21 protein-coding genes are annotated in these 20738 nt (G+C 54.8%); 13 read left to right on the top strand and 8 right to left on the bottom strand.

Annotated features, from left to right (window positions below):
- Positions 1–76: 76 nt before the first annotated feature.
- The 9 genes from fabZ (at position 77) to tilS (ending at position 11590) form a co-directional block, all read left to right on the top strand.
- On the top strand, positions 77–532 hold the full coding sequence (gene fabZ, locus KK102_RS15775) for a 3-hydroxyacyl-ACP dehydratase FabZ (protein ID WP_010426706.1): 456 nt from the start codon (positions 77–79) through the stop codon (positions 530–532).
- 3 nt (positions 533–535) lie between these two features.
- Positions 536–1324 carry an acyl-ACP--UDP-N-acetylglucosamine O-acyltransferase gene (gene lpxA / locus KK102_RS15770; RefSeq protein WP_010426704.1) on the top strand — a complete coding sequence of 263 codons (789 nt, stop codon included), beginning with the start codon at positions 536–538 and terminating at the stop codon, positions 1322–1324.
- Positions 1324–2472, top strand: a complete 1149-nt coding sequence (lpxB, locus tag KK102_RS15765) for a lipid-A-disaccharide synthase (protein ID WP_216357982.1) — start codon at positions 1324–1326, stop codon at positions 2470–2472. The genes lpxA and lpxB overlap by 1 nt, the downstream gene beginning before the upstream one ends.
- On the top strand, positions 2469–3065 hold the full coding sequence (gene rnhB, locus KK102_RS15760) for a ribonuclease HII (protein WP_126545045.1): 597 nt from the start codon (positions 2469–2471) through the stop codon (positions 3063–3065). The genes lpxB and rnhB overlap by 4 nt, the downstream gene beginning before the upstream one ends.
- Positions 3066–3103: 38 nt before the next feature.
- On the top strand, positions 3104–6586 hold the full coding sequence (gene dnaE / locus KK102_RS15755) for a DNA polymerase III subunit alpha (protein WP_216357981.1): 3483 nt from the start codon (positions 3104–3106) through the stop codon (positions 6584–6586).
- A gap of 12 nt (positions 6587–6598) precedes the next feature.
- On the top strand, positions 6599–7558 hold the full coding sequence (gene accA / locus KK102_RS15750) for an acetyl-CoA carboxylase carboxyl transferase subunit alpha (protein ID WP_023310466.1): 960 nt from the start codon (positions 6599–6601) through the stop codon (positions 7556–7558).
- 99 nt (positions 7559–7657) lie between these two features.
- A complete protein-coding gene (locus KK102_RS15745; RefSeq protein ID WP_216357980.1) occupies positions 7658–9790 on the top strand; it encodes a lysine decarboxylase LdcC in 2133 nt (710 codons plus the stop codon).
- A 65-nt stretch (positions 9791–9855) separates the two neighbouring features.
- Complete coding sequence (locus KK102_RS15740) at positions 9856–10245, top strand: VOC family protein (protein WP_126545042.1); 390 nt, start codon at positions 9856–9858, stop codon at positions 10243–10245.
- Between the two features lie 58 nt (positions 10246–10303).
- Entirely contained in the window at positions 10304–11590 is a 1287-nt protein-coding gene (gene tilS / locus KK102_RS15735; RefSeq protein ID WP_216357979.1) for a tRNA lysidine(34) synthetase TilS, read from the top strand.
- A gap of 28 nt (positions 11591–11618) precedes the next feature.
- On the opposite strand, the gene rof is transcribed toward tilS, so the two are convergent.
- Both rof and KK102_RS15725 read right to left on the bottom strand, forming a co-directional pair.
- A complete protein-coding gene (gene rof, locus KK102_RS15730; protein ID WP_010426685.1) occupies positions 11619–11879 on the bottom strand; it encodes a Rho-binding antiterminator in 261 nt (86 codons plus the stop codon).
- Entirely contained in the window at positions 11866–12066 is a 201-nt protein-coding gene (locus tag KK102_RS15725; RefSeq protein ID WP_008501889.1) for a YaeP family protein, read from the bottom strand. Before KK102_RS15725 ends, rof begins: the two co-directional genes overlap by 14 nt.
- Positions 12067–12262: 196 nt before the next feature.
- On the opposite strand from KK102_RS15725, the gene KK102_RS15720 reads away from it, so the two are divergent.
- Genes KK102_RS15720 through nlpE form a run of 3 tightly spaced genes read left to right on the top strand, consistent with a single transcriptional unit; the run spans position 12263 to position 13960 of the window.
- Positions 12263–12808, top strand: coding sequence for a YaeQ family protein (locus KK102_RS15720; RefSeq protein ID WP_216357978.1), 546 nt, complete (start codon positions 12263–12265; stop codon positions 12806–12808).
- On the top strand, positions 12805–13227 hold the full coding sequence (arfB, locus tag KK102_RS15715) for an alternative ribosome rescue aminoacyl-tRNA hydrolase ArfB (protein ID WP_126545039.1): 423 nt from the start codon (positions 12805–12807) through the stop codon (positions 13225–13227). The genes KK102_RS15720 and arfB overlap by 4 nt, the downstream gene beginning before the upstream one ends.
- Positions 13228–13261: 34 nt before the next feature.
- Positions 13262–13960: an envelope stress response activation lipoprotein NlpE gene (nlpE, locus tag KK102_RS15710; RefSeq protein WP_126545038.1), complete on the top strand. Its 699-nt coding sequence runs from the start codon at positions 13262–13264 to the stop codon at positions 13958–13960.
- Positions 13961–14010: 50 nt separating this feature from the next.
- Here nlpE and proS read toward each other — a convergent pair whose 3' ends face one another.
- The 6 genes from proS to metN form a co-directional block, all read right to left on the bottom strand.
- Complete coding sequence (proS, locus tag KK102_RS15705; RefSeq protein WP_126545037.1) at positions 14011–15729, bottom strand: proline--tRNA ligase; 1719 nt, start codon at positions 15727–15729, stop codon at positions 14011–14013.
- A 112-nt stretch (positions 15730–15841) separates the two neighbouring features.
- A complete protein-coding gene (gene tsaA, locus KK102_RS15700) occupies positions 15842–16549 on the bottom strand; it encodes a tRNA (N6-threonylcarbamoyladenosine(37)-N6)-methyltransferase TrmO (protein WP_126545036.1) in 708 nt (235 codons plus the stop codon).
- Positions 16546–16950, bottom strand: a complete 405-nt coding sequence (rcsF, locus tag KK102_RS15695) for an Rcs stress response system protein RcsF (RefSeq protein ID WP_010426664.1) — start codon at positions 16948–16950, stop codon at positions 16546–16548. Before rcsF ends, tsaA begins: the two co-directional genes overlap by 4 nt.
- Before the next feature lie 106 nt (positions 16951–17056).
- On the bottom strand, positions 17057–17872 hold the full coding sequence (gene metQ, locus KK102_RS15690; protein ID WP_126545035.1) for a methionine ABC transporter substrate-binding lipoprotein MetQ: 816 nt from the start codon (positions 17870–17872) through the stop codon (positions 17057–17059).
- 40 nt (positions 17873–17912) lie between these two features.
- The gene (locus KK102_RS15685) at positions 17913–18566 is read right to left on the bottom strand and encodes a methionine ABC transporter permease MetI (protein ID WP_003856130.1); all 654 of its coding nucleotides are present in this window, start codon (positions 18564–18566) and stop codon (positions 17913–17915) included.
- Entirely contained in the window at positions 18559–19590 is a 1032-nt protein-coding gene (metN, locus tag KK102_RS15680; protein WP_216357977.1) for a methionine ABC transporter ATP-binding protein MetN, read from the bottom strand. Before metN ends, KK102_RS15685 begins: the two co-directional genes overlap by 8 nt.
- A 188-nt stretch (positions 19591–19778) precedes the next feature.
- Between metN and gmhB the strand changes: the two genes are divergently transcribed.
- Complete coding sequence (gmhB, locus tag KK102_RS15675) at positions 19779–20345, top strand: D-glycero-beta-D-manno-heptose 1,7-bisphosphate 7-phosphatase (RefSeq protein WP_042713778.1); 567 nt, start codon at positions 19779–19781, stop codon at positions 20343–20345.
- Positions 20346–20738 lie beyond the last annotated feature (393 nt).

Below are 20738 nucleotides of genomic sequence, written 5' to 3'. Positions count from 1 at the left end.
CCGGCCTGTCGGCTTTTTTATAAACCGGCAGGCCGTGTTATTATTGCTACTTAGTACATTTGACAGGAAGAGTATTTTGACTACTGACACTCATACTCTGCATATTGAAGAGATTTTAGAACTTCTGCCGCACCGCTACCCGTTTTTGCTGGTAGACCGTGTGCTGGATTTTGAAGAAGGTCGTTTTCTGCGCGCAGTGAAAAATGTCTCCGTTAACGAGCCTTTCTTCCAGGGACACTTCCCTGGTAAGCCGATCTTCCCGGGTGTGTTGATCCTGGAAGCAATGGCACAGGCAACCGGTATTCTGGCGTTTAAAAGTGTAGGTAAACTGGAGCCGGGTGAACTCTATTACTTCGCAGGTATCGATGAGGCGCGCTTTAAGCGCCCAGTCGTGCCTGGTGATCAGATGATCATGGAAGTCACTTTTGAAAAAACGCGTCGCGGCCTGACTCGCTTCAAAGGCGTAGCTCTGGTTGACGGCAAAGTTGTTTGCGAAGCGACGATGATGTGTGCTCGTAGCCGGGAGTCCTGATACGTGATTGATAAATCTGCCTTTATTCATCCTACTGCCATTGTGGAAACCGGTGCCATCATTGGTGCTAACGTCCACGTTGGCCCGTTTTGTATTGTTGGACCCCATGTCGAAATTGGTGAGGGTACAGTACTGAAATCTCACGTTGTCGTGAATGGTCACACGACCATTGGCTGCAATAACGAGATTTATCAGTTCGCTTCCATCGGTGAAGTTAACCAGGATCTGAAATATGCTGGTGAAGCCACCCGTCTGGAAATTGGCGATCGTAACCGTATTCGTGAAAGCGTCACCATTCATCGTGGAACAGTACAGGGCGGTGGGTTGACGAAGGTAGGCAGCGACAACCTGTTTATGGTTAATGCGCATATTGCGCACGACTGTACCGTAGGTGACCGCTGTATCCTCGCCAACAACGCAACGCTGGCGGGACACGTATCGGTAGATGATTTCGCAATTATCGGCGGCATGACCGCAGTTCATCAGTTCTGCATCATTGGTGCACACGTGATGGTCGGCGGCTGCTCAGGTGTAGCGCAAGACGTTCCACCTTACGTTATTGCGCAGGGTAACCATGCCACGCCATTTGGCGTGAACATCGAAGGCCTCAAGCGCCGTGGCTTTAGTCGTGAAGCGATTACAGCCATCCGCAACGCGTACAAACTGCTGTACCGTAGCGGGAAAACGCTGGAAGAGGCGAAGCCGGAAATTGCCGAACTGGCGAACAAACACCCTGAAGTGAACGCGTTCATGGAGTTCTTTGACCGTTCTACCAGGGGTCTGATTCGTTAATGGTCGACAGTCGCCCACTTACGATAGCCCTGGTCGCCGGAGAAACCTCCGGCGATATTCTTGGTGCAGGTCTCATCCGTGCGCTCAAGGCGCGTGTACCCAATGCTCGTTTTGTTGGCGTTGCTGGCCCGCTGATGCAGGCCGAAGGCTGTGAAGCCTGGTATGAGATGGAAGAGCTGGCCGTGATGGGCATCGTTGAGGTGCTGGGACGGCTCCGCCGTTTGCTGCACATTCGTGCCGATCTCACCCGCCGTTTTACCGAACTCAAACCCGATGTGTTTGTCGGTATCGATGCGCCTGATTTCAACATTACCCTCGAAGGGAATCTGAAAAAGCAGGGCATAAAAACCATTCATTACGTCAGTCCGTCCGTTTGGGCGTGGCGACAGAAACGCGTTTTCAAAATAGGACGGTCCACCCACCTGGTGCTGGCTTTTCTGCCTTTCGAAAAAGCGTTTTACGACAGATTTAATGTTCCGTGCCGTTTTATCGGTCATACCATGGCGGATGCTATGCCGCTGGATCCGGATAAAAACGCGGCGCGCGACGTGCTGGGCATCCCTCATGATGTGCACTGTCTGGCGCTGCTGCCCGGCAGCCGCAGTGCTGAAGTTGAAATGCTGAGCGCCGATTTCCTCAAAACAGCGCAAATTCTTCGCCAGACCTATCCCGACCTTGAAGTGGTCGTGCCGCTGGTGAACGCCAAACGCCGCGAGCAGTTTGAGCGCATCAAAGCGGAAGTCGCCCCGGATCTTCACGTCCGTCTGCTGGATGGGAAAGGGCGGGAAGCGATGTATGCGAGCGATGCCGCGCTGCTGGCCTCCGGCACGGCGGCGCTGGAGTGTATGCTGGCGAAATGCCCGATGGTGGTCGGTTACCGCATGAAGCCGTTCACCTTCTGGCTGGCAAAACGTCTGGTGAAAACGGATTATGTCTCCCTGCCAAACCTGCTTGCCGGTCGCGAGCTGGTGAAAGAGCTGTTGCAGGATGAGTGCCAGCCGCAGGCGCTCGCGGATGCACTGTTGCCGCTGCTGGCAAACGGTAAGACCAGCCATCAGATGCACGATACCTTCCGCGAACTGCATCAACTGATCCGCTGTAATGCTGATGAGCAAGCGGCTGATGCGGTGCTGGAGCTAGCAAAATGATGGAATTTGTTTATCCTCACACCCACCTTGTGGCGGGCGTGGACGAAGTGGGTCGTGGTCCGTTAGTGGGGGCAGTGGTGACCGCTGCGGTGATCCTCGATCCGGCTCGGCCGATCGTCGGGCTGAACGACTCAAAAAAATTGTCTGAAAAGCGCCGGCTGGCACTGTTTGGTGAGATTCAGGAGAAGGCGCTGGCCTGGAGCCTGGGACGCGCTGAACCGCATGAAATAGACGAGCTGAATATTCTGCATGCCACCATGCTGGCGATGCAGCGTGCGGTCGCGGGTTTGAAAATTTGCCCGGAATATGTCCTGATTGACGGCAACCGCTGTCCGGCATTGCCCATGCCATCGATGGCGGTCGTCAAAGGCGATAGCCGGGTCGCAGAAATTAGCGCAGCTTCTATTATTGCCAAAGTGACGCGCGATGCCGAAATGGCCGCGCTGGACCTCACTTACCCTCAGTATGGTTTCGCCCAGCATAAGGGGTATCCCACACCTTTCCATCTGGAAAGGCTGGCTGAACATGGCGCAACCGAACACCATCGGCGCAGTTTTGGCCCGGTGAAACGCGCCCTGGGGCGGGTGTCCTGAATCAATACGCAAGCAATTAAGTAACGCGGAATCTGAAGATGGCTGAACCACGTTTCGTACACCTGCGGGTGCATAGCGACTACTCCATGATCGATGGGCTGGCAAAAACCGGACCGCTGGTAAAAAAGGCGGCCGCGCTTGGCATGCCCGCGCTGGCGATCACCGATTTTACCAACCTGTGCGGCCTGGTGAAGTTCTACGGAACCGCGCATGGCGCCGGGTTAAAGCCAATTGTTGGCGCGGATTTTCATGTCCAGAGCGAGCTGCTCGGCGATGAAATGACGCAGATCTCCGTGTTGGCGATGAACAACACCGGTTATCAGAACCTTACCCTGCTTATTTCTAAAGCCTATCAGCGTGGATATGGTGCGCTGGGGCCGTGGATCGACCGCGACTGGCTGGCAGAGCTTAACGAAGGCCTGCTGCTGATTTCCGGCGGCCGCATGGGCGATGTCGGCAAGTGTCTGCTGCGTGGCAATAGCGCGCTGGTGGATCAGTGCGTCTCGTTCTACGAAGAGTATTTCCCGGATCGCTACTATCTCGAGCTGATCCGCACCGGGCGTGCGGACGAAGAGAGCTATCTGCATGCCGCCGTGGCGCTTGCTGAAGAGCGCGGTTTGCCTGTGGTCGCCACTAACGATGTCCGTTTCCTTGAAGCGGGCGATTTTGACGCACATGAAATTCGTGTGGCGATCCACGACGGCTTCACCCTCGACGATCCTAAACGCCCGCGTAACTACTCCTCTCAGCAGTACATGCGCAACGAAGAGGAGATGTGTGAGCTCTTCTCGGACATCCCGGAAGCGCTGGAAAACAGTGTTGAAATAGCAAAACGCTGTAACGTCACCGTGCGTCTCGGCGAATACTTCCTGCCGCAGTTCCCGACAGGGGATATGACCACGGAAGATTTCCTGGTCGTAAAATCGAAGGAAGGTCTGGAAGAGCGTCTGGAATTCCTGTTCCCGGATGAGGCCGTTCGCAAAGAGAAGCGGCCACCGTACGATGAGCGTCTCGATATTGAACTCCAGGTGATCAACCAGATGGGCTTCCCCGGCTACTTCCTGATCGTTATGGAGTTTATCCAGTGGTCGAAGGATAACGGCGTGCCGGTCGGGCCGGGGCGTGGCTCCGGTGCAGGATCGCTTGTGGCCTATGCGCTGAAAATTACCGACCTCGATCCGCTGGAGTTTGACCTGCTGTTCGAACGTTTCCTCAACCCGGAACGTGTCTCGATGCCCGACTTCGACGTCGACTTCTGCATGGAGAAACGTGACCAGGTGATTGAGCACGTGGCCGATATGTACGGCCGTGATGCGGTATCGCAGATCATTACCTTCGGTACGATGGCGGCGAAAGCGGTTATCCGTGACGTGGGCCGCGTGCTGGGCCACCCGTACGGGTTTGTCGATCGCATCTCTAAACTGGTGCCGCCCGATCCGGGCATGACGCTGGCAAAAGCCTTTGAGGCCGAACCGCAGCTGCCGGAAATCTACGAAGCGGACGAAGAAGTCAAAGCGCTGATCGACATGGCGCGCAAGCTGGAAGGCGTCACGCGTAACGCCGGTAAGCATGCGGGGGGCGTGGTTATCGCCCCGACCAAAATTACCGACTTTGCGCCGCTCTACTGCGACGAAGCGGGTCAGCACCCGGTTACCCAGTTCGATAAGAACGACGTAGAATACGCCGGGCTGGTGAAGTTCGACTTCCTTGGTCTGCGTACGTTGACCATCATTAACTGGGCGCTGGAGATGATCAACGCCCGCCGCGAGAAGAACGGCGAGCCGCCGTTGGATATCGCGGCCATCCCGCTGGATGACAAGAAAAGTTTCGACATGCTGCAGCGCTCGGAGACCACCGCCGTCTTCCAGCTTGAATCGCGTGGCATGAAAGACTTGATTAAGCGCCTGCAGCCCGACTGCTTCGAAGATATGATCGCACTGGTGGCCCTGTTCCGTCCGGGCCCGCTGCAGTCAGGGATGGTAGATAACTTTATCGACCGTAAGCACGGGCGCGAAGAGATTTCCTACCCGGACGTTCAGTGGCAGCACGAAAGCCTGAAGCCGGTGCTGGAGCCCACCTACGGCATCATCCTGTACCAGGAACAGGTTATGCAGATCGCCCAGGTGCTTTCCGGCTATACCCTCGGCGGCGCGGACATGCTGCGTCGTGCGATGGGTAAGAAAAAGCCGGAAGAGATGGCCAAGCAGCGAGGCACTTTCGAAGAAGGCGCGAAAAAAAATGGTGTTGATGGCGAACTGGCGATGAAAATTTTCGACCTGGTGGAGAAATTCGCCGGGTACGGATTTAACAAATCCCACTCCGCCGCCTATGCTTTGGTGTCGTACCAAACGCTGTGGCTCAAAGCGCACTATCCCGCTGAATTTATGGCGGCGGTAATGACGGCCGATATGGACAACACCGAGAAGGTGGTGGGCCTGGTAGACGAGTGCTGGCGCATGGGGCTTAAGATCCTGCCGCCGGATATCAACTCGGGGCTCTACCATTTCCACGTCAACGACGACGGGGAGATCGTTTACGGGATCGGCGCGATCAAGGGCGTAGGCGAGGGGCCGATCGAGGCGATCATCGAAGCGCGCAACAACGGCGGCTATTTCCGCGAGCTGTTCGATCTATGCGCCCGCACCGATACCAAGAAACTGAACCGCCGCGTGCTGGAAAAACTGATCATGTCCGGCGCGTTTGACCGGCTGGGGCCGCACCGCGCCGCGCTGATGAACTCGCTGGGTGATGCGCTAAAAGCGGCGGATCAGCACGCGAAAGCGGAAGCCATTGGCCAGGCGGATATGTTCGGCGTGCTGGCGGAAGAGCCGGAGCAGATTGAGCAGTCGTATTCCAACTGCCAGCCGTGGCCAGAACAGGTCGTACTGGATGGGGAGCGTGAAACGTTAGGCTTGTACCTGACGGGGCACCCGATCAACCAGTACATCAAAGAAATTGAGCGCTATGTCGGCGGCCACAGGCTAAAAGACATGCATCCGACAGATCGTGGTAAAATCACCACGGCTGCGGGGCTCGTGATTGCTGCAAGGGTTATGGTCACCAAGCGCGGCAATCGTATCGGCATCTGTACGCTGGATGACCGTTCCGGGCGTCTGGAGGTGATGTTGTTCACCGACGCGCTGGATAAATACCAGCAATTGCTGGAAAAAGACCGCATACTTATCGTCAGCGGACAGGTCAGCTTTGATGACTTCAGTGGGGGGCTTAAAATGACCGCCCGCGAAGTGATGGACATTGACGAAGCCCGGGAAAAATATGCTCGCGGGCTTGCTATCTCGCTGACGGACAGGCAAATTGATGACCAGCTTTTAAACCGACTCCGTCAGTCTCTGGAACCCCACCGCTCGGGGACAATTCCAGTACATCTCTACTATCAGAGGGCGGATGCACGCGCGCGGTTGCGCTTTGGTGCAACGTGGCGTGTCTCTCCGAGCGATCGTTTACTGAACGATCTCCGTGGCCTCATTGGTTCGGAGCAGGTGGAACTGGAGTTTGACTAATACAGGAATACTATGAGTCTGAATTTCCTTGATTTCGAACAGCCGATTGCAGAGCTGGAAGCGAAAATCGATTCTCTGACAGCGGTAAGCCGTCAGGATGAAAAACTGGATATTAACATCGACGAAGAAGTGCATCGTCTGCGCGAGAAAAGCGTAGAGCTGACGCGCAAAATCTTTGCCGATCTCGGCGCATGGCAGGTGGCCCAGCTGGCTCGCCATCCACAGCGTCCGTACACCCTGGATTATGTCCGCCTGGCGTTTGACGAATTTGACGAACTGGCAGGCGATCGCGCATACGCAGACGATAAAGCTATCGTTGGCGGTATCGCGCGTCTGGACGGACGCCCGGTGATGATCATTGGTCATCAGAAAGGCCGTGAAACCAAAGAAAAAATCCGTCGTAACTTTGGTATGCCAGCCCCAGAAGGCTACCGCAAAGCCCTGCGTCTGATGGAGATGGCTGAGCGTTTCAACATGCCAATCATCACCTTCATCGATACCCCGGGTGCATACCCAGGCGTGGGCGCGGAAGAGCGCGGTCAGTCTGAAGCCATCGCGCGCAACCTGCGCGAGATGTCTCGTCTGAAGGTGCCGGTCATCTGTACCGTTATCGGCGAGGGTGGTTCCGGCGGTGCGCTGGCGATTGGCGTGGGCGATAAAGTGAATATGCTGCAGTACAGCACCTATTCCGTTATCTCCCCGGAAGGCTGCGCGTCCATTCTGTGGAAAAGCGCCGACAAAGCGCCGCTGGCTGCAGAAGCAATGGGCATCATTGCGCCACGCCTGAAAGAGCTTAAGCTGATCGATTCCATCATCCCGGAACCGCTGGGTGGTGCGCATCGTAAGCCGGAAGTGATGGCAGCTTCTCTGAAAGCGCAGCTGCTGGCCGATCTGGCGGATCTGGACGTGCTGAGCAAAGACGATCTGCTCAACCGCCGTTACCAGCGTCTGATGACCTACGGCTACGCGTAAGCTTCACAATTATCTGAAAAGCCGCACACTGTTGCGGCTTTTTTTATACCTGCGGTTTAGCCGGGCTATGCTTAGCTAATGTTTTTAAGGAGGAAGCCCATGAATATCATTGCCATTATGGGGCCACACGGCGTCTTTTATAAAGATGAGCCGATTAAGGAGCTGGAGCAAGCCCTGCAGTCGCGCGGGTATCAGCTAATCTGGCCGCACAACAGCGCCGACCTGCTGAAGTTCATCGAGCATAACCCGCGTATCTGCGGCGTGATCTTCGACTGGGACGAATATGATCTCGAACTGTGCAGCGACATCAACAAGCTGAACGAATACCTCCCGCTGTACGCGTTTATTAATACCCACTCCACCATGGACGTCAGCGCCAATGATATGCGTATGGCGCTGTGGTTCTTTGAATATTCCCTCGGCGTGGCGGACGATATTGCGACCCGAATTCAGCAATACACGAATGAATATCTCGATAACATTACGCCACCGTTTACCCGGGCGCTCTTCACCTACGTGAAGGAGGGGAAATATACCTTCTGTACGCCGGGCCATATGGCGGGGACGGCCTACCAAAAAAGCCCGGTGGGCTGCCTGTTCTATGATTTCTTTGGTGGCAACGCGCTGAAAGCGGACGTGTCGATTTCAGTCACCGAATTAGGCTCTCTGCTGGATCACACCGGCCCGCATCTGGAAGCCGAAGAGTATATCGCCCGCACCTTTGGGGCCGAGCAGAGCTATATGGTGACCAACGGCACCTCGACCTCGAACAAAATCGTCGGGATGTACGCCGCGCCGGCGGGCAGCACCCTGCTGATTGACCGTAACTGCCATAAGTCGCTGGCTCACCTGCTGATGATGAGCGACGTCGTACCGCTCTGGCTGTCACCCACGCGTAACGCGCTCGGTATACTTGGCGGCATTCCGCGCCGGGAGTTCACGCATGAAGCCATTGAAAGCAAGGTCGCGGCAATTCCTGGCGCGAGCTGGCCCGTGCATGCGGTGATCACCAACTCGACCTATGACGGCCTGCTGTACAACACCAACTGGATCAAAAAGACGCTGGACGTGCCGTCAATCCACTTCGATTCCGCGTGGGTACCGTACACCAACTTCCACCCGATATACGCGGGTAAAAGCGGCATGAGCGGCGAGCGCGTGCCGGGTAAAGTATTCTTCGAAACGCAGTCGACGCACAAAATGCTGGCGGCGTTTTCGCAGGCTTCGTTAATTCATATCAAAGGCGAGTACGACGAAGATACGTTTAACGAAGCCTTTATGATGCACACCACCACCTCGCCGAGCTATCCGCTGGTGGCCTCCATTGAAACGGCCGCGGCGATGCTGCGCGGCAATCCGGGAAAACGTCTCATCAACCGTTCGGTGGAGCGCGCGCTGCATTTCCGCAAAGAGGTTCAGCGGCTGAAAGAGGAAGCCGACGGCTGGTTCTTTGATATCTGGCAGCCGGAAGAGATTGATGAGGCGGAGTGCTGGCCCGTCTCGCCCGGCGAAGAGTGGCATGGCTTCCGGGATGCCGATAGCGACCATATGTTCCTCGACCCGGTAAAAGTAACGATCCTGACGCCGGGCATGGACGAGCAGGGCATTATGGGTGATGAAGGGATCCCCGCCGCGCTGGTGGCGAAGTTCCTGGACGAGCGCGGCGTGGTGGTGGAGAAAACCGGGCCGTATAACCTGCTGTTCCTGTTCAGCATCGGGATCGACAAAACCCGCGCGATGGGGCTGTTGCGCGGCCTGATGGAGTTTAAGCGCGCCTACGATCTCAACCTGCGGGTGAAGAACATGCTGCCGGATCTCTACGCGGAGGATCCTGACTTCTATCGCAATATGCGTATTCAGGATCTGGCCCAGGGGATCCACAAACTGATCCGCCAGCACGACCTGCCGCGCCTGATGCTGCAGGCGTTTGATGTCCTGCCGGAGATGAAACTCACGCCACACAAAGCGTGGCAGCGGCAGGTGAAAGGCGAGGTGGAAACCATCGAGCTGGAAAATTTGGTCGGGCGGGTGTCGGCCAACATGATCCTGCCTTATCCGCCGGGTGTTCCGCTTTTAATGCCTGGAGAGATGATCGCCGAAGAGAGCCGGGCAGTGCTCGATTTCCTGTTGATGCTCTGCTCTGTCGGACGCCATTATCCGGGCTTTGAGACCGATATCCACGGTGCGAAGCGCGACGAGCAGGGCGTGTACTGGGTGCGAGTCCTAAAATAAAGGTGACCGCTTGCAAGGTGCGGGTTTTCGGTTGTAACGTTCAGGCATCATAAAAAGGAGAAGCTATGCTGGGTTTAAAAGCGGTTCATCATATTGCGATCATTGCGACCGATTACGCGAAAAGTAAGTCCTTCTACTGCGACATCCTGGGCTTTACGCTCATGAGCGAGGCCTACCGCGAAGAGCGCGACTCCTGGAAGGGCGATCTGGCGTTAAACGGGCAGTATGTGATTGAGCTGTTCTCATTTCCTTTTCCGCCTGCTCGTCCGTCCCGCCCGGAAGCCTGCGGCCTGCGCCATCTGGCCTTTAGCGTTGACGATCTTAATAGCGCGGTCAAGCATCTGGAATCTCACGGCGTGATGTGCGAAGCGATACGCGTCGATCCGTTCACCGACAAGCGTTTTACCTTTTTCAGCGACCCGGATGGCCTGCCGCTGGAGCTTTACCAGCAGTAATCGTCGTCATGTGTGATAATGCCCGCTTAGTCCGGGCATTTTTTATGTGTAATTTCCTATGACCTTACCCGCTATCGCACACGCCGTTTCACCGTACCGCCAGCTGCTGGTGGGGTTTAGCGGTGGGCTGGATTCTACCGTTTTGCTCCATCGCCTTAAGCTCTGGCGTGACCAGGTGCCTGACGTCCAGCTCCGGGCGATGCATATCCATCACGGGTTAAGTCCTCATGCTGATGCATGGGTGGCGCACTGTGAAGCCCTCTGTGAGGCGTGGAGCATTCCGTTGAGGGTCGAACGCGTGATTCTCCACGAGGAAGGGCTGGGCATTGAGGCGCAGGCGCGCAAGGCCCGCTATGCCGCTTTTGCTCGCGCCTTACGTCCCGGTGAAGCACTCGTTACGGCGCAGCATCTTGACGATCAGTGCGAAACTTTTTTACTTGCGCTTAAGCGGGGCAGTGGCCCGGCGGGGTTATCCGCCATGCCTGAGCGCGCGCGTTTTGCCGGAACGGAATTAATCCGCCCGCTGCTGGGTGAAACACGTGCTTCTCTTGAATCCTGGGCACATGAATATCAGCTGAGCTGGATTGAGGACGAAAGCAATCAGGACGACAGCTACGATCGTAACTTCCTGCGTCTGCGCGTCTTACCGTTACTGACCGAACGCTGGGAGCACTTTGCTGCAGCGACGGCCAGGAGCGCCACGCTCTGTGCCGAGCAGGAGAGCCTGCTGGATGAGTTGCTGAGTGAAGAGTTGGCCGGGCTGATTTCCTCTGAGGGTGCGCTGGCAATTGCGCCGCTGGAAGCGATGAGTGCGGTACGCCGTGCTGCCGTTTTACGCCGCTGGTTGGCCTCTCATCATGCCGTCATGCCGTCGCGAGCAATGCTCGGCAGAATATGGGATGAAGTGGCGCAGGCGCGAGAAGATGCCACTCCGAGCGTTTACCTGAACGGCTTCGAGGTCAGGCGCTATCAGGGCAAACTGTGGTGGGTTAAATCCCGTTCTTCTCTTTCTGATGTTGTTCTCGACTGGCCCTGCGTGGTGGAAGCACTGACATTACCCGCTGGCGCGGGTAGCGTATCCCTGACGAATGCCGGTCACGTGCGTCTGCCAGAAGCGGATGAGCCCGTTACGGTGCGTTTTAAAGCCGGTGGTTTGCTGCATATCGTCGGGCGTAATGGTGGACGAAAATTGAAGAAAATCTGGCAGGAGAACAATGTGCCGCCCTGGCTGCGCGATACCACGCCGCTGCTGTTTTATGGTGAGACGCTTATTGCCGCTGCGGGCGTGTTTATCACTGAAGAAGGGTGGGCAGAAAAGGGCGTTTCGTTTGAGTGGAATGCGTAACGGGCAGCCTGGCTGCCCGTGAGTGTCATCAGGATTCGCTTACCACAACGGTACCGATTTCCGGGTGGCTGAAGCTGGCAATTTTGTCCAGACGAAGCTCGCGCGTCGCGCCGGCATCTTCCACTATCAGATATTCCACATTCTTACGTGAAACCAAATCGCTGGCTTTCGCCTTCAACACTTCGCCATCTTTTAGCTCCAGCGTCAGTATTAAATGATGCTGGCAGGCGAGTTCGAGGTTGTCATAGTCATCACAATTGATGGGTTGATAAGTATCATTCATCGACATAATCGCTCACCAGTAAATTCGCCGCAGCATACGCTGCTTTTTCCCTGACCGACTCTGAAAGGCTCTCATCAGAGGCCACTTCATTAAGCACCTTCAATACACAGCCCAACGCGTCCGGGACATACCCCAGATCGCCGCTGGCGATTTCCGCATACCGTTTGCGAATTAACTCACAATAATTATTCACATCCCCTCCCGCCAGCGCACTGACTTACTGTGAGATATCATTAAGCCTACGAAGATAAACTCGGTTTAGCAAGGTGACTATACCATACTCATTTAAGCAATATCAGCGCCTTGATAGCGCACTATTCATCACCTCGTAACAGCGTTTTGCTCCGGTTTTCGCTACAATGTCCGCCTGAATCGAAAGGAGTTCTCTGATGGCGCTGAAAGCGACAATTTATAAAGCTGTGGTCAATGTGGCGGATCTTGACCGCAACCAGTTCCTTGATGCGTCATTGACGCTGGCGCGTCACCCCTCTGAAACCCAGGAACGCATGATGCTGCGCCTGCTGGCGTGGATAAAATACGCCGACGAGCGTTTGCAATTTACGCGTGGTCTGAGTGCGGAAGATGAACCCGAAGCCTGGCTGCGCAACGATCATCTCGGTATCGATTTGTGGATTGAGCTTGGCCTGCCGGATGAGCGCAGGATTAAAAAGGCGTGCACCCAGTCCGCGGAGGTGGCGTTATTCGCGTATAATCAACGCGCTGCGGAGATCTGGTGGCAGCAAAACAAGAGCAAGTGCGGACAGTTTAAAAATCTCACCGTCTGGTATCTGGACGATGAGCAGCTGGCGCAGCTGAGCGAGTTTGCTGGCCGAACGATGGTCCTGCAGGCGACGATTCAGGACGGTGCGATCTGGCTTTCTGATTCTCAGAATAATCTGGAAATCCATTTAACGGCATGGCAATCGGCGCCATGATTGTTTTGTCCCGAAACGTCAGCATTCCGGATAACGAGCTGGAGATCGCTGCCATCCGGGCGCAGGGCGCGGGCGGTCAGCACGTTAATAAGGCCTCAACGGCTATCCATTTGCGCTTTGACATTCGGGCCTCCAGCCTGCCAGAGTATTATAAAGAAAGTCTGCTTGCCGCCAGCCATCATCTGATCACCAGCGATGGCGTCATTGTGATTAAAGCGCAGGAGTACCGCAGCCAGGAGTTAAACCGGGAAGCGGCGATTGCGAGGCTGGTGGCAATGATTAAAGAATTAACGACAGTGCAGAAAAGCCGCCGGGCAACGCGGCCCACACGTGCATCGAAAGAGCGCCGGCTGTCGTCAAAGGCGCAGAAATCCACAGTGAAAGCACTACGCGGTAAAGTTCGTCGCCCTACAGAGTGACGAAAGGGAACACACTTTTCATAAGGAATTCATTGTGAAAAAAGCATTATGGTCAGCGCTTGCAGTGAGTACGCTGTTTGCGCTTTTTGGGTGTAATAACCGTTCGGAAACGCAGGTATTACAGCCTACGCAAACCGAAGAATTAAAGCCGATGCAGCAGAGCTGGCGTGGCGTATTGCCTTGTGCGGACTGCGAGGGCATTGAAACGTCCCTGTTCCTGCAAAAAGACGGTACCTGGGTAATGAACCAGCGCTATCAGGGTGCGAAAGAGCCTTCTTCGTTTGCGACTTACGGAACCTGGGCACGTACGGCGGAGAAGCTGGTCCTGACGGATACGACCGGTGAGAAAACCTGGTTCCGCCCTAAAGGTGAAAGCATGGAGATGCTTGACCGTGAAGGCAATCCTATTGAGTCTCAGTTCAACTACACGCTGGCGCCGGTAAAAGCGGCCCTGCCTGCCACACCGATGGCAATGCGGGGGATGTACTTCTATATGGCGGATGCGGCGATCTTTACCGACTGCGCAACCGGCAAGAAGGTCAGCGTGGCAAACAATGCGCAGCTGGAGCGTGATTACGCCGTGGCGCGCGGCAACGACAGCAAGCCGGTATTGCTAACGGTGGACGGTCACTTTACGCTGGAGCCAAACCCGGACAGCGGAGAGATGGTGAAAATGCTGGTGGCGGATAAAGACGCGAAGTTTATTGCGGGCAAAGACTGTAACAGCAAATAAGCTGACGTAGCGCCATTAAAAAACCCCGCCGGAGCGGGGTTTTTTGTTTCTTAACCTTTAATGGCTTTCACCAGGTAATCAAGAATGTCGCCAGTCTTGATCATCTGCTTCTCGCCGCTGCGACGGTATTTGTATTCAATCTCGTCGCTGTCGAGGTTACGGTCGCCGATGACAACGGTGTGCGGAATACCGATCAGTTCCATATCAGCAAACATCACGCCAGGACGCTCTTTACGGTCATCCATCAGCACGTCGATGCCCTTGGCGCGCAGCTCAGCGTAAAGTTTTTCCGCCAGTTCCTGCACGCGGTAAGACTTATGCATGTTCATTGGCAGAATCGCAACCTGGAACGGCGCGATGTTGTCCGGCCAAACGATGCCGCGCTCGTCGTAGTTTTGCTCGATAGCAGCAGCAACAACGCGCGTGACCCCGATACCGTAGCAGCCCATTGTCAGAACCTGGTTACGGCCATCTTCGCCCTGAACGGCAGCGTTCATCGCGCGGGAGTATTTATCGCCCAGCTGGAAGATATGACCCACTTCAATACCGCGTTTGATCATCAGCGTACCCTGGCCGTCCGGGCTTGGATCGCCTGCGACCACGTTACGGATGTCAGCCACTTCTGGCGTCGCTACGTCGCGATCCCAGTTGATGCCGAAGTAGTGCTTACCGTCGATGTTCGCACCGGCGGAGAAGTCGCTCATCGCGGCAACCGTGCGGTCAATAACAACCGGAACCGGCAGATTGACTGGACCCAGTGAACCTGGGCCCGCATTCACCACGGCGCGGATTTCCGCTTCCGTGGCGAAGGTCAGCGGGCTGGCAACCTGCGGCAGCTTCTCGGCTTTCACTTCGTTCAGCTCGTGATCGCCACGGACCAGCAGGGCAACCAGCGGGTATGCGCTACCTTCGGTGGATTTCACCAGCAGGGTCTTAACGGTTTTTTCGATCGGCAGGTTGAACTGCTCAACCAGCTCGGCGATGGTTTTCGCGTTTGGCGTATCAACCAGCGTCATCTCTTGCGTTGCAGCAGCACGTGGTTCTTTTGGTGCCAGCGCCTCTGCAAATTCGATGTTCGCCGCGTAGTCTGAAGAGTCAGAGAAGATCACATCGTCTTCACCGCTCTGCGCCAGTACCTGGAACTCATGGGATGCGCTACCGCCAATAGAACCGGTATCAGCCTGCACAGCACGGAAATCCAGTCCCATGCGGGAGAAGATTTTGCTGTATGCCGCGTACATGGCGTCGTACGTCTCTTGCAGGGATTCCTGAGAGGTATGGAAAGAGTAGGCATCCTTCATCAGGAATTCGCGAGAGCGCATGACGCCAAAGCGTGGACGTACTTCGTCACGGAATTTGGTCTGGATCTGGAAGAAGTTCAGCGGCAGCTGTTTGTATGAGCTCAGCTCATTACGGATCAGATCGGTAATGACCTCTTCATGCGTTGGGCCGAGGACAAATGGACGATCGCCGCGATCGGCAATACGCAGCAGTTCCGGACCGTACTGCTCCCAGCGACCGCTCTCCTGCCAGAGTTCAGAGGGCTGAACGACCGGCATTAACACCTCGATAGCACCGGCGTTGTTCATCTCTTCACGCACGATGTTTTCGACTTTTTTCAGGACGCGCACGCCGGTCGGCAGCCAGGTGTATAACCCGGAGGCCAGCTTGCGGATCATCCCGGCGCGCAGCATCAGCTGATGGCTGATCACTTCGGCGTCGGCAGGTGTCTCCTTTAACGTGGAGAGCAGATATTGGCTAGTACGCATGTTGTTACGGTTCCGTTTCGACGAGTAGGGCTGGCGGAAAGGCCAACCTGACACAAAAAAAGTGGTTTAGTTTACCAGTGTGGCAAAGATGCCAAAAGAGAGGAGGTTAAAATTACCTGGGTTCCAGGGCAAACACTTCAAAACCTGCCCCGGTAACGCGCCAGCGCACGTTAAAATCCAGCAGCCAGACGGCATAGGTTTTACCGGCTTCCTCTTCTTTACGGTAGGCGGGACGAGGGTCCTGCGCCAGCACTTCAACGATAAAGTCCCGAAGATGGGGATAACGCTTCTCGAGCTGATGTATCTGGACGGTGAGCTCAGGCGTAAAGTGTACCGGCATATCGGCCTGTGGGGCGTCCTGAGCATAACTTGCCCGGGCGTCCGGTAGCGCTTCAGCGAAAGGCAAATACGGCTTGATGTCGATAACCGGCGTGCCATCCACCAGGTCAAGGCTGCCTAACTCGAGTATCACCCGATCCTTCTGACAGTGTATACCTTTCAGTTCAACCAGCGACATGCCGATAGGGTTGGGGCGAAAGGTCGAACGGGTGGCGAAAACGCCCATTCTGGCATTTCCTCCCAAACGGGGAGGACGCACCGTTGGGCGCCAGCCACCTTCCATGGTCTGGTGAAACACAAAAACAACCCACAGGTGGCTGAAGGCGTCGAGCCCGCGTACCGCATCGGCCTGATTGTAAGGCGCGATCAAATGAAGCTCGCCGCCGCCCCGTGTGACCAGACCGGGCTGGCGCGGTACGGCGAATTTCTCTTTATAAGGAGAGTGGATAACGCCTATTTGCTCAAACTGAAATGCACTCATTTCGCCGTGATGTTCAGCGCAGAACCGATACAAACAGCCTGACGATAACATCCTGGCGTACCGCTGGTCACTTCACAGCTGTGCAGCAGCACCGCGTTGGCTTTCATTTTGGACGCGTTAATCTGCATACGCTTGCGGGCCGTTGGAATGTTTGGAGGAGAGTCCTGATTAGTTGCCTGGCAGGATTCACCGCTCACTTCACCCAGTTCACGGAATGGCTTGCCCACGAGATCGTCGGCTTTAGTGATAATGCGTACCGGTGCAGGGCGAGGCGCTTTCGGTTTTGCTGGCTCCGCTTTTGGCGGGGTTGCTGTGCTTTGAACAGGTTCAACAGGAGATCTGCTTAGCATAGAACAGCCGCTCAGCATGAGTGCTAAGAGACAGATCGGTAAAGCACGCATAATAGTTCCTCAATGGATAATCAAAACAACGGATATTGAATCAGTTGCCTGTATAAATGACAAGACGGGCATAAGCCCGTCCTGATGATATTACACTGAGAGGAGATTACCAGCCTTTAACAGCACCGCCGTTAAACACCTTGTTGGCTTCCTGGTAAACTTCGTCAGACTGATAAGCCTGAACAAATTTCTTCACGTTTTCCGCGTCTTTGTTGTCTTCGCGAGTCACGATCAGGTTGACGTATGGGGAGTCTTTATCTTCAACGAAGATACCGTCTTTGGCTGGCGTCAGGCCAATCTGGCTGGCGTAAGTGGTGTTGATCACCGCCAGCGCGATCTGTGCATCGTCCAGTGAACGCGGCAACTGTGGTGCTTCCAGCTCAACCAGTTTCAGATTTTTCGGATTCTCGATAACGTCCAGTGCAGTCGGCAGCAACCCCACGCCGTCTTTCAGTTTAATCAGGCCCACTTTCTGCAGCAGCAGCAGGGAGCGACCGAGGTTTGTTGGGTCGTTAGGGATCGCGACCTGGGAGCCTGGCTGCAGTTCATCAAGCGATTTGATTTTTTTCGAGTAACCAGCAATCGGGTAAACGAAGGTGTTACCGGCCGCAACCAGCTTGTAGCCGCGATCTTTGATCTGCTGATCCAGGTATGGTTTGTGCTGGAAGGCGTTGGCGTCGATATCGCCTTTGCTCAGCGCTTCGTTCGGCAGCACGTAATCGTTGAAGGTCACCAGTTCAACGTCCAGACCATATTTCTCTTTCGCCACTTTCTGAGCAACTTCAGCAACCTGCTGCTCAGCACCCACGATAACGCCCACTTTAATGTGGTTTGGATCTTTTTCGTCCTGACCGCAACCCACCAGTGCCAGAGAGCCGATCAGCGCGCCTACCGCTGCAAAGGTCTTTAATTTGAACGCCATGTTTTATCCTTAACTCGTCGAGTTTGTGTTGTGTGTAACGTTATTTGTGAGTAACAGCCCGGACGATGCGATCGCCAGAGAATTGGATTAAGTAAACCAGCACAACCAGCAATACCAGAACGGTATTCATTACGGTAGCGTTATAACCAATATAGCCATATTGATAGCCGATCTGGCCTAAACCGCCAGCACCCACTGCGCCACCCATCGCGGAATAACCGACCAGCGTAATGAGCGTAATGGTCGCTGCGTTCACCAGGCCAGGCAACGCTTCAGGCAGCAGCACTTTGCGTACGATCTGCATCGGTGTCGCGCCCATTGCGCGAGAGGCTTCGATAAGACCGGTTGGGATCTCCAGCAGGGCGTTTTCCACCATACGGGCGATAAACGGCGCTGCACCTACGGTTAGCGGAACGATGGCCGCCTGCAGACCGATAGACGTCCCGACGATCACGCGGGTAAACGGAATCATCCACACCAGCAGAATAATGAACGGGATTGAACGGAAGATATTCACCAGCGCAGAGAGGGTGCGATACAGCTTCGCGTTCTCAATGATTTGACCCGGACGCGTCACGTACAGCAGGACGCCGACCGGCAGACCAATCACAAAACCAAAGAAGCCCGATACAAAGGTCATTGCCAGCGTTTCCCAAACGCCGCGAACCAGCAGCCACATCATCGGCTCAGACATAACCCAGTACCTCTACTTTTACATGGTGTTCTTGCAGCCAGGCAATTGCCGCCTGGGTTTCTTCTTGTGTGCCGTGCATTTCCGTCAGCATGATGCCGAACTTCACGCCACCGGCGTAATCCATCTGCGCGCTAATGATGTTGTTGTTTACGTTAAAGCGACGGGCTGTTTCGGAAAGCAGCGGGGCGTCAACGGACTGACCGGTGAACTCCATACGCAGCATTGGGACACTGTCTGCTGCTGCTTCTGTTTTCAGGCGTTCCAGATAATCTTCCGGAATATCCAGATGCAGCGTGGACTGAATAAACTGCTGCGCCAGCGGGGTTTTCGGATGCGAGAACACTTCACTTACCGTGTCCTGCTCGATCAGTTCACCGTTACTGATGACCGCCACGCAGTCACAGATGCGTTTCACCACGTCCATCTCGTGCGTAATAAGGAGGATCGTCAGGCCCAGGCGACGATTAATATCTTTCAGCAGTTCCAGAATCGAACGCGTGGTCGCCGGGTCCAGTGCGCTGGTCGCTTCATCGCACAGCAGTACCTTAGGATTACTTGCCAGCGCGCGGGCAATGGCCACACGCTGTTTCTGCCCACCGGACAGGTTCGCCGGATAGCTATCATGTTTATCGCCCAGACCCACGAGGTCGAGCAGTTCGGTGACGCGACGCTTCACTTCTTCTTTAGGCGTGTTGTCCAGCTCCAGCGGCAATGCGACGTTACCGAAAACGGTGCGGGAAGCCAGCAGGTTGAAGTGCTGGAAGATCATGCCAATCTGACGACGCGCTTTGGTGAGTTCTTTTTCTGAGAGGGCGGTAAGCTCTTGCCCGCCAACTTCAACGCTGCCCTGGGTTGGACGCTCAAGCAGGTTAACACAACGGATCAGCGTACTTTTACCTGCACCCGATGCGCCAATGACGCCATAAATTTGACCAGCAGGAACATGCAGGCTGACATTGTGCAACGCCTGAATGGTTCGGTTCCCCTGCTGGAACACTTTGGTGATATTGGAAAGTTTAATCATTAGATTATTTTTATCGTATGTAAGTTAGCCGTGGCATTTTGTTCTGCCAGATACGGGGGATGACCGTAAACAAAACGGATGTTAAGGCATCCAGACGTCTAAATCAATCCAACTCTGTGCGATGAGCACTTTATTGCGCTGCGATTCATGAGATACTAGTCGAACATGCCTTTTTCAGGAGCAAACCGGTGGCAAAATCAGTACCCGCAATTTTTCTCGATCGTGATGGCACTATTAATGTGGATCATGGTTACGTCCATGAGATTGATGAGTTCGAGTTTATCGAGGGCGCAATAGATGCCATGCGCCAGCTGAAAGAGAGAGGTTATGCGCTGGTGGTTGTGACGAACCAGTCCGGTATTGCACGCGGTAAATTTACCGAAGCGCAGTTCGAGACGCTGACGGAATGGATGGACTGGTCGCTGGCCGACCGCGGTGTGGATCTCGACGGTATCTATTATTGTCCGCATCACCCGCAGGGAACGGTTGAAGAGTATCGCCAGACCTGTGATTGCCGTAAACCGCATCCGGGGATGTTCATCTCTGCGCAGGAATTCCTGCACATTGATATGGCAGCCTCTTATATGGTGGGCGATAAGCTGGAAGATATGCAGGCAGCTGCGGCTGCGGGTGTGGGGACCAAAATATTAGTTCGCACCGGTAAGCCAGTGACGCCAGAAGCAGAGAATGCGGCAGATTGGGTAATTAATAGTCTTGCAGACCTGCCTGAAGAGATTAAAAAGCACCAAAAATAGCCTTTTTGGTGAAAAGGTGAGCGGTCGAAATAAAAATGCATATTTCCGCTTGTCATTCCTCGGCGGCTCCCTATAATGCGCCTCCATCGACACGGAACATGTGAATCACTTCACAAACAACCGGGTCGGTTGAAGAGAAAAAATCCTGAAATAACGGGTTGACTCTGAAAGAGGAAAGCGTAATATACGCCACCTCGCAACGGTGAGCGAAAGCCGCGTTGCACTGCTCTTTAACAATTTATCAGACAATCTGTGTGGGCACTCAAAGTGACATGGATTCTTAATGTCTTCGGACAATAAATGAATACCAAGTCTCTGAGTGAACATACGTAATTCATTACGAAGTTTAATTCACGAGCATCAAACTTAAATTGAAGAGTTTGATCATGGCTC

It is taken from the genome of Enterobacter quasimori (genome assembly GCF_018597345.1).
Taxonomy (GTDB): Bacteria; Pseudomonadota; Gammaproteobacteria; order Enterobacterales; family Enterobacteriaceae; genus Enterobacter; species Enterobacter mori.
Note: the sequence above shows the minus strand (reverse complement) of the source record. Positions and strands in the feature narration are given on the sequence as shown.

Bases quoted from the DNA above. Each gene is read 5' to 3' on its own strand.
- KK102_RS15685 (WP_003856130.1), bottom strand. From the start codon at position 18,566: ATGTCTGAGCCGATGATGTGGCTGCTGGTTCGCGGCGTTTGGGAAACG.
- KK102_RS15720 (WP_216357978.1), top strand. From the start codon at position 12,263: ATGGCGCTGAAAGCGACAATTTATAAAGCTGTGGTCAATGTGGCGGAT.
- lpxB (WP_216357982.1), top strand. From the start codon at position 1,324: ATGGTCGACAGTCGCCCACTTACGATAGCCCTGGTCGCCGGAGAAACC.
- metN (WP_216357977.1), bottom strand. From the start codon at position 19,590: ATGATTAAACTTTCCAATATCACCAAAGTGTTCCAGCAGGGGAACCGA.
- rof (WP_010426685.1), bottom strand. From the start codon at position 11,879: ATGTCGATGAATGATACTTATCAACCCATCAATTGTGATGACTATGAC.
- KK102_RS15740 (WP_126545042.1), top strand. From the start codon at position 9,856: ATGCTGGGTTTAAAAGCGGTTCATCATATTGCGATCATTGCGACCGAT.
- rnhB (WP_126545045.1), top strand. From the start codon at position 2,469: ATGATGGAATTTGTTTATCCTCACACCCACCTTGTGGCGGGCGTGGAC.
- tsaA (WP_126545036.1), bottom strand. From the start codon at position 16,549: ATGAGTGCATTTCAGTTTGAGCAAATAGGCGTTATCCACTCTCCTTAT.
- arfB (WP_126545039.1), top strand. From the start codon at position 12,805: ATGATTGTTTTGTCCCGAAACGTCAGCATTCCGGATAACGAGCTGGAG.
- accA (WP_023310466.1), top strand. From the start codon at position 6,599: ATGAGTCTGAATTTCCTTGATTTCGAACAGCCGATTGCAGAGCTGGAA.
- proS (WP_126545037.1), bottom strand. From the start codon at position 15,729: ATGCGTACTAGCCAATATCTGCTCTCCACGTTAAAGGAGACACCTGCC.
- dnaE (WP_216357981.1), top strand. From the start codon at position 3,104: ATGGCTGAACCACGTTTCGTACACCTGCGGGTGCATAGCGACTACTCC.
- KK102_RS15745 (WP_216357980.1), top strand. From the start codon at position 7,658: ATGAATATCATTGCCATTATGGGGCCACACGGCGTCTTTTATAAAGAT.
- tilS (WP_216357979.1), top strand. From the start codon at position 10,304: ATGACCTTACCCGCTATCGCACACGCCGTTTCACCGTACCGCCAGCTG.
- rcsF (WP_010426664.1), bottom strand. From the start codon at position 16,950: ATGCGTGCTTTACCGATCTGTCTCTTAGCACTCATGCTGAGCGGCTGT.
- metQ (WP_126545035.1), bottom strand. From the start codon at position 17,872: ATGGCGTTCAAATTAAAGACCTTTGCAGCGGTAGGCGCGCTGATCGGC.